This is a genomic window from Pseudomonas sp. SD17-1, assembly GCF_029201585.1.
Taxonomy (GTDB): Bacteria; Pseudomonadota; Gammaproteobacteria; order Pseudomonadales; family Pseudomonadaceae; genus Aquipseudomonas; species Aquipseudomonas palmensis.
Genome location: NZ_CP104044.1, coordinates 4,587,693 through 4,601,439, shown reverse-complemented (window position 1 = coordinate 4,601,439; position 13,747 = coordinate 4,587,693). Strand labels below are relative to the sequence as shown.

At 65.6% G+C, this 13,747-nt stretch carries 14 protein-coding genes and 1 pseudogene; 7 read left to right on the top strand and 8 right to left on the bottom strand.

The window, feature by feature from the left end:
* Positions 1 to 31: 31 nt before the first annotated feature.
* Entirely contained in the window at positions 32 to 1,222 is a 1,191-nt protein-coding gene (gene pobA / locus N0B28_RS20910) for a 4-hydroxybenzoate 3-monooxygenase (protein ID WP_196932605.1), read from the bottom strand.
* 139 nt (positions 1,223 to 1,361) lie between these two features.
* Between pobA and N0B28_RS20905 the strand changes: the two genes are divergently transcribed.
* A complete protein-coding gene (locus N0B28_RS20905) occupies positions 1,362 to 2,240 on the top strand; it encodes a helix-turn-helix domain-containing protein (protein ID WP_078479554.1) in 879 nt (292 codons plus the stop codon).
* Here N0B28_RS20905 and N0B28_RS20900 read toward each other — a convergent pair.
* Positions 2,233 to 2,406, bottom strand: a complete 174-nt coding sequence (locus N0B28_RS20900) for a hypothetical protein (RefSeq protein ID WP_167400210.1) — start codon at positions 2,404 to 2,406, stop codon at positions 2,233 to 2,235. The two genes, N0B28_RS20905 and N0B28_RS20900, sit on opposite strands and share 8 nt — an antisense overlap.
* 74 nt (positions 2,407 to 2,480) lie before the next feature.
* On the bottom strand, positions 2,481 to 3,389 hold the full coding sequence (locus tag N0B28_RS20895; RefSeq protein WP_275728498.1) for a LysR family transcriptional regulator: 909 nt from the start codon (positions 3,387 to 3,389) through the stop codon (positions 2,481 to 2,483).
* Between the two features lie 105 nt (positions 3,390 to 3,494).
* Between N0B28_RS20895 and N0B28_RS20890 the strand changes: the two genes are divergently transcribed.
* Both N0B28_RS20890 and N0B28_RS20885 read left to right on the top strand, forming a co-directional pair.
* On the top strand, positions 3,495 to 4,379 hold the full coding sequence (locus N0B28_RS20890) for an MBL fold metallo-hydrolase (protein ID WP_078479555.1): 885 nt from the start codon (positions 3,495 to 3,497) through the stop codon (positions 4,377 to 4,379).
* Positions 4,380 to 4,408: 29 nt separating this feature from the next.
* Positions 4,409 to 5,023, top strand: a complete 615-nt coding sequence (locus tag N0B28_RS20885; RefSeq protein WP_043860774.1) for an NAD(P)-dependent oxidoreductase — start codon at positions 4,409 to 4,411, stop codon at positions 5,021 to 5,023.
* 205 nt (positions 5,024 to 5,228) lie between these two features.
* Here the strand turns inward: N0B28_RS20885 and N0B28_RS20880 are convergent, their stop codons facing one another.
* Positions 5,229 to 6,095: a LysR substrate-binding domain-containing protein gene (locus tag N0B28_RS20880; protein ID WP_275728493.1), complete on the bottom strand. Its 867-nt coding sequence runs from the start codon at positions 6,093 to 6,095 to the stop codon at positions 5,229 to 5,231.
* A gap of 113 nt (positions 6,096 to 6,208) precedes the next feature.
* Here N0B28_RS20880 and N0B28_RS20875 point away from each other — a divergent pair, with 113 nt between their 5' ends.
* Complete coding sequence (locus N0B28_RS20875; protein ID WP_275728490.1) at positions 6,209 to 7,849, top strand: 5-guanidino-2-oxopentanoate decarboxylase; 1,641 nt, start codon at positions 6,209 to 6,211, stop codon at positions 7,847 to 7,849.
* The gene (locus N0B28_RS20870) at positions 7,843 to 9,279 is read left to right on the top strand and encodes an aldehyde dehydrogenase family protein (protein ID WP_275728487.1); all 1,437 of its coding nucleotides are present in this window, start codon (positions 7,843 to 7,845) and stop codon (positions 9,277 to 9,279) included. Before N0B28_RS20875 ends, N0B28_RS20870 begins: the two co-directional genes overlap by 7 nt.
* 78 nt (positions 9,280 to 9,357) lie before the next feature.
* Here N0B28_RS20870 and N0B28_RS20865 read toward each other — a convergent pair whose 3' ends face one another.
* The gene (locus N0B28_RS20865; protein WP_054914792.1) at positions 9,358 to 10,284 is read right to left on the bottom strand and encodes an AraC family transcriptional regulator; all 927 of its coding nucleotides are present in this window, start codon (positions 10,282 to 10,284) and stop codon (positions 9,358 to 9,360) included.
* A 204-nt stretch (positions 10,285 to 10,488) separates the two neighbouring features.
* Between N0B28_RS20865 and N0B28_RS20860 the strand changes: the two genes are divergently transcribed.
* Entirely contained in the window at positions 10,489 to 10,797 is a 309-nt protein-coding gene (locus N0B28_RS20860; RefSeq protein ID WP_043860779.1) for an antibiotic biosynthesis monooxygenase, read from the top strand.
* Between the two features lie 40 nt (positions 10,798 to 10,837).
* Positions 10,838 to 11,068, top strand: a complete 231-nt coding sequence (locus tag N0B28_RS20855; RefSeq protein ID WP_275728482.1) for a hypothetical protein — start codon at positions 10,838 to 10,840, stop codon at positions 11,066 to 11,068.
* Here the strand turns inward: N0B28_RS20855 and N0B28_RS20850 are convergent, their stop codons facing one another.
* The 3 genes and pseudogenes from N0B28_RS20850 to N0B28_RS20840 form a co-directional block, all read right to left on the bottom strand.
* A complete protein-coding gene (locus N0B28_RS20850; protein ID WP_043860781.1) occupies positions 11,069 to 11,674 on the bottom strand; it encodes a flavin reductase family protein in 606 nt (201 codons plus the stop codon).
* Between the two features lie 124 nt (positions 11,675 to 11,798).
* Positions 11,799 to 11,987, bottom strand: a pseudogene (locus N0B28_RS20845) (heme utilization protein); the annotation flags it as partial.
* Between the two features lie 318 nt (positions 11,988 to 12,305).
* Positions 12,306 to 13,622 carry an MFS transporter gene (locus N0B28_RS20840; protein ID WP_043860783.1) on the bottom strand — a complete coding sequence of 439 codons (1,317 nt, stop codon included), beginning with the start codon at positions 13,620 to 13,622 and terminating at the stop codon, positions 12,306 to 12,308.
* Between the last annotated feature and the right edge of the window lie 125 nt (positions 13,623 to 13,747).

The following is a 13,747-nucleotide window of genomic DNA, read 5'->3' as shown; positions in this document are numbered from 1 at the left end:
CGGGGTGCTGCCCAGTGTACTCGATAGCCTGCTAAGCGTCTTCGATGGGCTCGTAGGGCAGGCCCACGTAGTTTTCTGCCAGTGTCCTGCGCCCGGCCTCGGAGCCCACGAAGTAGTCCAGCTCGGTGTGCTGGATACGTTGGCTGAAGGCGTCGCTGTCGGGGAAGCGGTGCAGCATCGAGGTCATCCACCACGAGAAGCGTTCGGCCTTCCAGATGCGCCGCAGGCAGATCGCCGAGTAGCGGTCCAGCAGGTCGGTGCGGCCTTCGGCGTAGACCTTGCGCAGGATGTTGTACAGCGTGCTGACGTCGCTGGCGGCCAGGTTCAGGCCCTTGGCGCCGGTGGGCGGCACGATGTGCGCGGCGTCGCCGACCAGGAACAGGCGCCCGTACTGCATCGGCTCCACCACGAAGCTGCGCAGCGGGGCGATGCTTTTCTCGATCGACGGGCCGGTGACCAGGCGCTCGGCCAACTCGTCGGGCAGGCGCGACTTGAGTTCCTCCCAGAAGCGCTCATCCGACCAGTCCTCGACCTTCTCTTCGGCCGGCACCTGCACGTAGTAGCGGGTGCGGGTAGGCGAGCGCATGCTGCACAGGGCGAAGCCGCGTTCGTGGCGCGCGTACACCAGCTCGTCGCTGACCGGCGGGGTATCGGCCAGGATGCCCAGCCAGCCGAACGGGTAGACCCGCTCGAACACCTGCAGCGCCTCGCTTGGAATCGACTGGCGTGCCACCCCGTGATAACCGTCGCAGCCGGCAATGTAGTCGCAGTCCAGGCGATGCTGCTGGCCGTCCTTTTCATAGGTGACGTAGGGCTGCCCAGTCTTCATGTCGTGCGGGCGCACGTTCTCGGCGTGGTAGACCGTGGTCGCACCGCTGTCGGCGCGCGCGGCCATCAGGTCGCGGGTGACTTCGGTCTGGCCGTAGATCATCACGCCCTGGCCGCCGGTCAGGCCCTTGAGGTCGATGTGCTCGCGGCGCCCGTCGAAGGCCAGCTCGAAGCCTGCATGGGGCAGCCCTTCGGCGTCCATGCGCTGACCGACCCCGGCTTCGCGCAGCAGCTCGACCATGCCCTGTTCGAGCACGCCGGCGCGGATACGCCCCAGTACATAGTCGGGGCCCTGGCGTTCGAGGATGACGTTGGAGATGCCGGCGTTGTGAAGCAACTGGCCGAGCAGCAGGCCGGACGGGCCCGCACCGATGATCGCGACTTGGGTTTTCATGGTTGTTGGACTTTTTATGATTGGAGTACCTGCATTTTTCGCTTGCCGGATGGCCTTCTGAAGGGACAAACCGAGCACAAAGCGGTACTTTTCGCTAATGGGTGCGTTTATCGGACAGTGGTCGGGAAGCGAGGGTGTGATGAGCAGGGTGTCGATTCCGGTATTCAAGCTGTACGGCGAGACGCTGGGCTGGCCGACGCCCGACCTGCTGCACAGCGAGTCGATCCCGGCGCGCAGCCGCCTGCACCAGTGGGAGATCGAGCCGCACCGGCATGCCGACCTGTGGCAGTTGCTGTTCCTGTACAGGGGCCAGGCCGAGATCGAGCTGGAGGGGCAGGTGTGTCGCCTGGAGCAGGCGGCGATCCAGGTGGTGCCGGCGCTGTGCGTGCACGGCTTTCGCTTTTCCGAAGACGTCGATGGTTATGTGGTGACTCTGGCGGCGCCGCTGGTGGAGGTGCTGCAGCGGCAACTGACGGGTGTGCCAGCCGCCCTGCAGCGCGGCGCCAGTTACCTGGCCGGGGCCGACGCCGATTACCTCAACAGCCTGTTCAGCACCCTGCAGGCCGAGTACCAGCAGGACCTGCCCGGGCGCGAGTTGCAGCTGCATTCGCTGATCAACCTGATGGTGGTGTGGATCAGCCGCCAACAGTTGCGCCGCAGTGCCGGTGCCCAGGTGCCGGAACGTGGGCGCGAGTACCTGCAGCGTTTCAACGGGCTGGTGGAGCAGCAGTTTCGCCAGCAGCCGAGCGTGGAGCAACTGGCGCATCAGGTGGGGGTGTCGGTGGCAACGCTCAATACCTTGTGCCGGGCATTGGCCGGGCAGTCGGCGCTGCAGATCGTGCACCAGCGCATCGTGCTGGAAGCCAAGCGCGACCTGATCTACACCAGCCTCACGATCAACCAGCTGGCCGACAGCCTGGGTTTTGCCGACCCGGCGTACTTCTCGCGCTTCTTCCGGCGCATGACCGGCCTCTCGCCCCGCGACTTTCGTCGTCGTGAACCTTCGCTGGCTACCTGACCACGCTCAGCGTGCCGGCATGGGGCAGGCAGTGGGCGGAGCTGCAGCTGGACGCCGCATAGGGTTGCTGGCGCAGCAGCTCGACCCGATACGCCGCTGCCCCGTACACCCCGAGCACGGCAGTGATGGCCAACAGGGCAGCGCACTTTCTGGATTTCAGGGTCATGGCACCAACCTCCTGTATCCCGCACACAGATGCTTCTACAAGCATAGGCCAGCATTGCGCCAGGTGCCTGCCGGTCAGTCCAGGCCGTGGTCCCAGTGGGGCGGGTCGGTGAAGCGTGCCGCCAGAAAGTCGAGCATGCTGCGCAGGGTTGCGGGCATGTGCTTGCGCGAGGTGTACACCGCGTTCAGGCCCAGTTCGCGGGGCCTGGCCTCGGGCAGCAGGCGTACCAGCGTGCCGCTGCGCAGGGCTTGCCACACCAGGTAGGTGGGCAGCATGGCGATACCGGTGCCGGCCAGGGTGGCGCGCTCCAGGGTCAGGGCCTCGTTGGCGCTGATATTGCCTTGCACCGGCACCGACACCTGTTCGCCGTCGACCTCGAAATGCCAGAGGCTGTGGCCGAAGTACGAATGGGTCAGGCAGTTGTGCTGGCTCAGGTCCTGCACCTGGCGCGGTACGGGGTGCTCGCGCAGGTAGGCTGGCGAGGCGCACACCACCGAGCGGCACACACTCAGGCGGCGGGCGATGAGGTTGGGGTCCAGGTCGTTGCTGACGCGGATGGCCAGGTCGATGCGTTCGTCCACCAGGTTGACCGTGCGGTCGAGCATCTGCAGGTCGACCTTCACCAGCGGGTAGCGCTTGACGTAGTCCGCTACCGCTTCCACCAGTTGCGCATGCCCGAACGAGGTACTGACGCTGATGCGCAGTTCACCCCGCGGGGCGTCATCCGGGGCGCCCACTGCCGCGTGCAGGTCGCCCACCAGTTCCAGCATCTGCCGGCAGCGCGGCAGGGTTTCCAGGCCGGCGGCAGTCAGGCTCAGCTTGCGCGTGGTGCGCTGCATCAGGCGCGCCCCCGCCCAGTCCTCCAGCTCGGCCAGGTAACGCGAAACCACAGGGCGTGACAGGTCCAGTTGGTCGGCGGCGGCCGACTGGCTGCCCAGGTCGACTACGCTGACGAACACCTTCATTGCGGTGAGACGGTCCATGATCTGCCCGATTTCAGAAACAAACTATGTTGGAGCATCGCATTTTTTGTGATGGTTTGTGCAACTAAGCTGTGCCTCATCGATGACTTGAACAGGTATTGCTTGATGGCTGCTTTCTTTTCCCTGCGTCGCCTGCTGCTGGCGTGTGCCGCTTTCGGTGCGATCACCCAGGCCGTTGCCGGCGACGCACCGCTGAAACTGGACGTGTACAACCCCGGCAGCGAGGCGCTGTTTCCGGTCAGCTCGGTGATCGTCAGTGGCCAGCACGAGGCGATTCTGGTGGATGCACAGTTCGGCAAGGGCCAGGCCGAGCAGGTGCTGAAGAAGCTTCGCGATAGCGGCAAGCAACTCACCACCATCTACATCAGCCATGGCGACCCGGACTATTACTTCGGCCTCGACACCCTGACCCGTGCCTACCCCAAGGCCAAGGTGCTGGCGTCGCAGGCGACGGTCGCGCACATCAAGCAGACCATGGCTGCCAAGCTTGCCTACTGGGGCCCGCAGATGGGGGCCGACAAGCCAGCCCGGCTCATCGTGCCTGACGTGCTGCCCGGCAACGTGCTCACCATTGAAGGGCAGCGTCTTGAAGTGATCGGCCTGGACGGCCCGCAGCCCGACCGCAGCTTTGTATGGGTCCCGTCGATCAAGGCGGTGGTCGGCGGGGTAGTGGTGGCCGAGAACCTGCACGTGTGGATGGCCGACACCCAGTCGGCGCAGTCGCACAAGGACTGGCTCGCGACCCTGGCGCGCATCGAGCAGCTGGCGCCGCAGACGGTGGTGCCGGGGCATTACCTGGGGCAGAGCAAGGGGTCGCTCGAGGCGGTGCGCTTCACCGCCGATTACATCCGCGCCTTCGATGCCGAAACCGCCAGGGCGGCCAACTCGGCCGAGCTGGTCGCTGCAATGAAAAAACGTTACCCCGGCCTGGGCGAGGAGAGCTCGCTGGAGCTCGGCGCCAAGGTCGCCAAGGGCGAAATGAAGTGGTAAGTGTCGTTCAATCCTGATCGGAGGTTTCCATGAGCAAGATCGCAATCATCGGTGCTACCGGACGTGCCGGCAGCCAGTTGCTGGAAGAGGCCCTGCGCCGTGGCCACAGCGTCACCGCCATTGCCCGCGACCCGTCGCGCCTGCAGGGGCGCGAAGGGGTGAGCACGGTAGCCCTGGACGTGACCCGGGGCGAGGGGCTGGAGCAGGCCGTTGCCGGGCATGACGTGGTGCTCAGCGCCGCGCACTTTGCCACGGTGCCGGCGCAGGCGATCATCGGGCCGGTCAAGAAGGCCGGGGTCAAGCGCCTGCTGGTGGTGGGCGGGGCGGGCAGCCTGCTGCTGCCGTCAGGGGAGCGCGTGATCGACGCGCCGGACTTCCCCGAGGCCTACAAGGCCGAGGCGAGCGCAGGTGGCGATTTTCTGCAGGCCTTGCGTCAGGAGCAGCAACTGGACTGGACTTTCCTGTCGCCGTCGGCGGAGTTCGTCGAAGGCGAGCGCACCGGTAGCTACAGGGTGGGCAAGGATCACCTGCTGGTCGACGCGAAGGGCAGGAGCTGGATCACCTTTGCCGACTATGCGATTGCGTTGCTCGATGAGGTAGAGAAGCCAGCGCATTCGCGTCAGCGCTTTACTGTGGGGTACTAGGGGCTGTATGAAAAGTCTTGAGACGAAGGTCAGGCAAGGCGAAAACAGCCGAGGAAGCGGAGTTTACGGGTTGTAAATGAGCATTCCGAGGCTGTTTTCAACGCAGCATCACCGAGTATCAAGGCTTTTCGTACAGAGCCTAGAAAGCATTCGCCGGCAAGGCCGGCTCCTACAGGTATAGGAGCCGGCCTTGCCGGCGAATGCATCAACGCGGTGCCCCTGCCTGCCCGCCCAACCACTCCAGCAAGGCCATCAACTCCGGCGCCGCCACCTGCGCGGGCCGCACCAGGTAATAGCCCTTGCCGGTCTTGACCCGCAGGTCGAACGGCATCACCAGCCGTCCGCTGGCCAGGTCATCGCCGATCAACGCCCAATCCCCTATCGCCACCCCGGTGCCCTGGGACGCCATCGACATGGCCATGTCCAACGTTTCGAAATGCTGGCGCCGGCCTTGCCTGGGCAGTGGCACGCCGGCTGCGCCAAGCCAGGTCGCCCAGTCCTTCTCGTCCCGCGCCGGATGCAGCAGCATGTGCTGCTGCAGATCATCCAGCGTGCGCAACGGCAACTGCGGCGCGCACACCGGTGTCAGTTGTTCATCGAACAGCTTCAGCACCTGCAGGGCCGGATCAGGCTCGGCGCCATACACCACCGCCGCATCGAACGCTTCCCGGCGAAAATCCACCCCGTGCTGCACGGTGGTGGTCAGCTCCACCGGCACTTCCGGGTGCAGCGCCTGCCATTCCATCAGGCGCGGCAGCAACCAGCGCATCACGCAGGTCGGCGCCTTCAGTTGCAAGGTGGTGCGCTGCGCGCCCACCTGCTGCACGCCTTCCTCGATCAGCCCGAATACCTGCTGCACCCGCGGCAGCCAGTCCTGGCCCTCGCGGGTCAGGCTCAGGCCGCGTGCCTGGCGCACGAACAGCGCGTAGCCCAGGTGTGCTTCCAGGCCGGCGATCTGGCGGCTCACCGCGCCCTGGGTCAGGTGCAGTTGCTGCGCCGCACGGGTGAAGTTGCAGCATTGCGCAGTGATCAGGAAGGTGTGCAGGGCAGGCAAGGGAGGCAGGCGTTTCATCGGGGTAAGCCATGAGCTGTAGACATGGCTAGTATGAGGATTTTTGCATTGTGCCGGTAGCGCCTGGCGGGTCCAATCAGGCCTTGTTCCAGAATGATTCCAGGCAGACCACCATGGCGACTTGCGGCGAAGTATTGGTAAAACTCCTCGAAAACTATGGCGTTGACCATGTTTTCGGCATTCCCGGCGTGCACACGGTCGAGCTGTACCGCGGCCTTGCCGGCTCGACCATCCGTCATATCACCCCGCGCCACGAGCAAGGCGCAGGCTTCATGGCTGACGGCTTTGCCCGTACCCGTGGCAAGCCTGGGGTGTGCTTCATCATCACCGGCCCGGGCATGACCAACATCACCACCGCCATGGGCCAGGCCTATGCCGACTCGATCCCGATGCTGGTGATCTCCAGCGTGCAGTCGCGCAATGCCCTGGGCGGCGGTCGCGGCAAGCTGCACGAGCTGCCCAACCAGGGCGCGCTGGTCAGCGGTGTGGCGGCGTTCTCGCACACACTGATGAGCGCCGATGACCTGCCGGCCGTGCTGGCCCGTGCCTTTGCGGTATTCGAGGGCGCGCGCCCGCGCCCGGTGCATATCGAGATCCCGCTGGACGTGCTGGTCGAAGACGCCGATCACCTGCTTGGCTGCGAGCCGGTACACATCGCCCGCGCCGGTGCCGCGCCAGGGCCGGTGGCGAGCATGGCGGCGCTGCTGGCCGCTGCCCGCCGCCCGTTGATCCTGGCCGGTGGCGGTGCCATCGACGCAGGCGCCGCACTCGCCCGGTTGGCCGAGCACCTGCAGGCGCCCGTTGCACTCACCATCAATGCCAAGGGCGTGCTGGCCTCCGGGCACCCGCTGCTGATCGGCTCGACCCAGTCGCTGGTGGCGACCCGTGCACTGGTGCGCGAGGCCGACGTGGTGCTGGCGATCGGCACCGAGCTGGCCGAAACCGACTATGACGTCACCTTCAAGGGCGGCTTCGAGATCCCCGGCACCCTGCTGCGCATCGACATCGACCCGGACCAGTGCGTGCGCAACTACCCGCCCAGGGTGGCACTGGTGGCCGATGCAGAGCAGGCGGCGCAGGCCCTGTTGCTGGCCCTGGCCGAGCAGCCGGCGCCACTGCGCGAAGGCGAGTGGGGCGCGGCGCGGGCAGCGCGCCTGCGCGATACTCTGGCCAGCGAATGGGATGCGGCCACGCGGGCGCAGACGCTGTTCCTCGACAGCGTGCTGCAGACGTTGCCCGATGCCGTGCTGGTCGGTGATTCGACCCAGCCGGTGTACACCGGCAACCTGACCCTGGACCTCGACCAGCCGCGCCGCTGGTTCAACGCCTCGACCGGCTACGGCACCCTCGGCTACGCCTTGCCGGCGGCCATGGGCGCGTGGCTGGGCAGTGCGGAGCAGGCGGATCGACGCTTGCCTGCGGTGTGCCTGATCGGCGACGGCGGCTTGCAGTTCACCCTGCCGGAGCTGGCCAGTGCGGTGGAGGCGCAGGTGCCGCTGATCGTGTTGCTGTGGAACAACCAGGGGTACGAGGAGATCAAGAAGTACATGCTCAACCGCGCCATCGAACCGGTGGGCGTGGATATCCACACCCCCGATTTCATTGGCGTGGCCAAGGCCCTCGGTTGCGCCGCCGAAGCGGCGAGCGGGGTGGCGCAACTGCGCGAGGCGTTGTTGCGTGCCCGTCAACGCAGTGGCCCGAGCCTGATCGAGGTCGACCAGGCAGCGTGGATGCAGGCGGTGCAACCATGCTGAACCTGCCCGGTATCTACATCGAGGGCGCGTGGCATCACGGCGCGCAGCCGCTCACGGTAATCAACCCGAGCACCGGGCAGTCCCTGGCCGAGGTGGCCGGGGGCGATGGCGATGCAGTCGCCTGTGCCGCCACGGCGGCGCAGGCCGCTTTTGCCGGCTGGTCGCGTACCACCGGGGCGCACCGTGGCGAGCTGCTGCACAGGATCGCGCGGGGTGTGGAGGCCCGCCGCGAGCGACTGATCGAACTGCAATCGCGCAACAACGGCAAGCCCCTGGCCGAGTCGGCGATGGACGTCGACGATGTGGTGGCGACGTTCGAGTACTACGCGGGCCTGGCGCAGGCGCTTGACAGGCAGCAGGACCAGCCGCTGGCCTTGCCCAGCGAGGATTTCAGCGCCCGCCTGCGTCGCGAGCCGTGCGGTGTGGTCGGCCTGATCGTGCCGTGGAACTTCCCGATGGTGACCACCGCCTGGAAGCTGGCCCCGGCGTTGGCGGCAGGGTGCTGCGTGGTGCTCAAGCCGTCGGAGGTCACGCCCCTGGCCGAGCTGGAACTGGCCCGGATCATCGCCGAATGCGGCCTGCCGGAGGGGGTGTTCAATCTGGTGTGCGGCACCGGGCTGGCGGTGGGGGCGCCGCTGACGAGCGACCCGCGTATCGCCAAGGTGTCGTTCACCGGCAGCAATGCGGTCGGCGTGCAGGTGATGCAGCGCGCGGCCGAGACGGTCAAGGGGGTGAGCCTGGAGCTGGGCGGCAAGTCGTCATTGCTGGTGCTGGAGTCGGCCGAGCTGGAGCTGGCGCTCGAGCTGGCCTGTGCCGGCGGCTTCTTCAATGCCGGGCAGATGTGCTCGGCCACCAGCCGCGTGCTGGTGGCCGATGCGCTGTACGACGCCTTTGTCGACGGGGTGAAGGCACGGGCTGCGGCGATCCGGGTGGGTGACCCGTTTGCCGGCGACAGCGACATGGGGCCGCTGGTCAACCAGGCCCAGTACCAGCGCGTGCTGGGGCACATCGAGCGTGGCGTGCACAGCGGCGCGCGCTTGCTGTGCGGTGGCAAGCCGCTCGAACACGCCGCTGGGTACTTCATCGAGCCCACGGTGTTTGCCGAGGTACCGCTGGACAGTGCGCTGTGGCGCGAGGAAATCTTCGGCCCGGTGCTGTGCGTGCGTCGGGTGGCCAGCGAAGCCGAAGCGGTGGCGTTGGCCAACGACAGCGAGTTCGGGCTGGTGGCCAGCGTGGTAGGTGCAGACCCGGCGGCCGCCGAACGGGTGGCCGACCAACTGCAGGCCGGGCTGGTGTGGATCAACGCACCGCAGGTGATCTTCCCGCAGGCAGCGTGGGGTGGCTACAAGCAGAGCAGCCTGGGGCGCGAGCTGGGGCCCTGGGGGCTGGCGGCTTTTCAGGAGGTCAAGCATGTGGTGAGGGCGGTGTAGCGTTCTTCGCCGGCAAGGCCGGATCCTACAGGCGACCGCGTACTGCCTGTAGGAGCCGGCCTTGCCGGCGAAAGCGATCTAGAGCGCGCTACGCAACCTTGCCATGTCCCGCAGCGGTGGCGCGCCATACAGCCGGCTGTACTCGCGGCTGAACTGCGACGGGCTCTCATAGCCCACCCGATACCCCGCCACCGACGCCTCCAACCCATCGTTGAGCATCAGCCGCCGCGCTTCCTGCAAGCGCAGTTGCTTCTGATACTGCAACGGGCTCATCGAGGTCACCGCCTTGAACCGGTGGTGCAGCGTCGAGGCACTCAGGTTTACCTCCCGTGCCAGGTCGTCGATGCGCAGCGGGCGCTGAAAATGATCATTGAGCCACTGGATTGCCTGGCACACGCGGTGGGTCTGGGTGTTGGCCATGGCGATCTCGTACAGCCGCGCACCCTGCTGCCCACGCAGCAGCCGATAGAGAATCTCGCGACGGATCAGCGGCGCCAGCACGGCAATGTCCTTGGGCGTATCCAGCAGGCGGATCAGGCGCAGCAATGCATCGAGCATCTGGGTGTCCAGGCGTTCGATGAACACCCCCCGCGACGACGGCTGCGACGGCACGCCCATCGGCCCGGCCTCGGCGATCAGGCTGTTGATCTCGGCCGGGTCGATGTCCAGGCGAATGCCCAGGCTGGGGTTCTGCGGGCTGGCCTCCAGCAGTGCACCGCTGATCGGCATCGCCACCGACACCACCATGTAGTGCAGCGGGTCGTAAACATAGGTCTCGTCGCCCAGGCAGATCTCCTTGCGGCCCTGGGCCAGGATGCACAGCGCCGGCTGCGCCAGGGTCGGCATCGAGCGGGTGCTCTGCTCGTAGCGGCTCAGGTGCAGGTCGGCGATGGCCGAAGGCACCGTGCCGCTGGGGCAGTGGCGAACGACCAGCCCGGCCAGTTCCTGGCGCAGAAGCTCCAGGGCCGGGTCCAGCAACGGTGGGGTGGGGTCTGGGGCTGACATGTGCGGGTTCCTCTGCCGATGGGCGCAGCATAGGTTCGCGCACGCCGGGGCGCTAGCCGAATGCTGCGCGGTTCTTGCCTGATCCTGCGACGGGTGCAGAATCAGGCAAGCCGTCGACAGGAATCGCCTAACGCCGCGCGTGGCCTGGGCCGTAGCCTTGGCAGCCTGGGTTTTCTTCCCTGGCCGCTTCAAGGAGCACCGCACATGACGTCATCACAACCGGTCAGCCATCTTTCCTTCGTGCGCGCCAGCGTCGGCCGTTCGGCCGAGCTGGGCGTGCGCCTGCAGCAACTGCTCGAACCGTCGCGGCAAACCCCGGGGTGTCTGCATTTCAGCGTGCAGCGTTCCACCTGCGATGCCGACCTGTGGTTGCTCAACGGGGTGTGGGCCGATACTTCGGCGTTGCACGACTACTTTGCCTCGCCCAGCCTGCAGCTGTTTGGTGAACTGGTGCAGGCGCGGGTGGTGGACAGCCTCGACCTGCAGACGTTCACCGAGCAGCCGGCGAGTTAGAATGGCGCCTTTCCGGCAACCGATGTGGATGTGAGAGGCAATGGCACGTAAAGAATTCGACGTATTCGAGGCAGTATCGGCGGTGGTGCCGGGCGAGGGTGGCTACAGTGCCGCGATCGCGGTCAAGGCCCTGGGCGCTGGCGGCGCACCGCGTTTTCACAAGGTGCTGCCAGGGCAGGTATTCAAGACCGCACTGGAGGCCGATGACGCTGCAATGGTCGAACTGGAGCGCCTGAACGGCGTCAGTGACGACGCCGAACTGATCTGGTGATCAGGCCTGCGGGCGGGCCATCTTGAACAGGTTGCCCAGCTCGAAGTAATCCGCCGGGCCGCCGCCGCGCAGAATCGGCTCGGCGGCTGCGGTGTCGTAGATCCCTTCCTTGAGCAGGTGCTCGGCAATGTGCACCGCTACCACTTCGCCCAGAATCAGCCAGCTTGGCACCAGCGCCTGGTCGGCACGTTGCAGTTGCACGATCTGGGTCACCTTGCATTCGAACGACACCGGGCTTTCCTGCACCCGGGGTACCGCAATCACCCTGGAGGCTGCCGGGGTCAGCTGGCTCAGGGCGAACTCGTCGACCTCTGGCGCCACGGCGGCGCAGCTCTGGTTCATGGCCTCGGCCAGCGGGCGTGTGGCCAGGTTCCAGGCGAACTCGCCAGTCTGTTCGATGTTGTTCAGGCTGTCTTTGCGCCCGACGCTGCAGAACCCGATGATCGGCGGAATGTAGTTGAAGGCGTTGAAAAAACTGTAGGGCGCAAGGTTTAGGCGGCCGTCGCGGTCCTGGGAGGAGATCCAGCCGATCGGGCGCGGGCCGACGATGGCGTTGAACGGGTCGTGGGGCAGGCCGTGGCCTTTTGCGGGTTCGTAGTAGTACATCATCGGGCCTTGTGGGCGGAGGGTGCGCCTAGTGTGCCAACAGTTGCCGGCCCTGAAAATGACTAAGCCCGGCCGAAGCCGGGCTGTGGCGCTGCATCGGCTGTCAGCTGATGCGGTGGGCCTGGGTGCGGTCGAAGCCATCTTCGACGAAGCGATGCGCGTTGGTGTGATCGAAACCGTCTTCTGCCACGGTGGCGGGCTGGGCGTGTTCCACGGCGAAGTTGTGCGCGTTGGTGCGGTCGAAGCCGTCTTCGGCGAAAGCGTTGGCGGCCAGGACAGAGAAGGTGAGGGCCAGCATCAGTTTGGTTTTCATGGGGGTAACTCCGGTGGTGAGGGGTTGTCTGTTGCTATGGGTTTGATTTTACGCCCGTTAATTTGATTAAAAAGCGCAAAATATTGCCTATATGAATCTATTAAATCGATGCATCAGAAAGCGGTTGGCCTCTGCTGGCAAGCCAGTGCCCACAGTGTTTTGCGAGCGCCGACGCACCCAGGGGCGCTGGCTTGCCAGCCAGGAGGACGACTCGGTTCTGAGTGGGCCCAGCATCGCGCACCCGCATTAATGCCGAATTAAGCCCACAAAAAAGGGGCCTCCATCGCTGGAGGCCCCTTGTCTACCGCAGTAAACCGATCAGTCGGTCTCGATCCGCGAGTTGTTGCGGGTGTCCTTCATGAACACGTACACCAGCAGCGAGACGGCAATGCACGCCGTGACGTACCAGTAGTAGCCGGTCTCCATGTTGATGCTCTTGAACCACAGTGCCACGTACTCGGCCGTGCCACCGAAGATCGACACGGTCAGCGCATACGGCAGGCCCACGCCCAGCGCACGGATCTCGGTGGGGAACAGCTCTGCCTTGACCACCGCGTTGATCGAGGTGTAGCCGCTGACGATGATCAGTGCTGCCATGATCAGGAAGAACGCACCCCACCAGGTCTCGATGGTGTGCAGCGTGGTCAGGATCGGCACGGTGAAAAGGGTGCCCAACACACCGAAGGCGATCAGGATCGGGCGACGGCCGATCTTGTCCGACAGGCCGCCGATCACCGGCTGCAGGCACATGAACAGGAACAGGGTGGCCGCCGAGATCATGGTCGAGTCACTGATGCTCATGCCCACCGTGTTCACCAGGTACTTCTGCATGTAGGTGGTGTAGGTGTAGAACGCCAGGGTGCCGCCCATGGTCAGGCCGACCACGGTCGCCAGTTCCTTGGGGTGGCGCAGCAGGGTGCGCATCGAGCTTTCCTTGGCCTTTTCCTTCTTGGTGAACGAGGCCGTCTCTTCCATGCCGCGACGCAGGTACAACGCCACCACCGCGCACAGCGCGCCGATCACGAAGGGTACGCGCCAGCCCCACGAGTACAGCTGCTCGGTGGTCAGGGTCTGCTGCAGGATGATCAGCACCGCCAGCGCGATGAGCTGGCCGGAGATCAGCGTGACGTACTGGAAGCTGGAGAAGAAACCGCGACGCTCCTTGGTTGCCATCTCGCTGAGGTAGGTGGCCGAGGTGCCGTATTCACCCCCCACCGACAGGCCCTGCATCAGGCGTGCGATCACCAGCAGCACCGGCGCGGCGACGCCGATGGTTTCGTAGCTGGGTGTCAGGGCGATGACCAGGGAGCCGGCGCACATCAGCAGTACCGAGGCCATCAGCGCGGCCTTGCGGCCCTTGCGGTCGGCATAGATACCCATCAGCCAGCCACCGATCGGGCGCATCAGGAAGCCCACGGCGAAGATCGCGGCGGTGTTGAGCAGTTGGGTGGTGGTGTTGCCGGCCGGGAAGAAGGCCTTGGCGAAATACAGCGAGAACGCCGCGTAGACGTACCAGTCGTACCATTCGACCATGTTGCCGATGGAGCCGGAGAAAATCGACTTGAGGCGGCTGGAGGTGGTTTTTTCAGCGGGTGCGGCCGCTGCCCCAGCAGGCAGAGAGGTGGAGTTATCCATTGAAGCAACCTTCTAGTTGTTTTTGTGGTGCACGTGTAAACGCGGCCTGACAGGGCCATAGCAGGACCCGTGCCAGCCAGCGAATGCCCGGTTTAGAAGGGTTTGGCAGGTCGAATGAGCGGAAA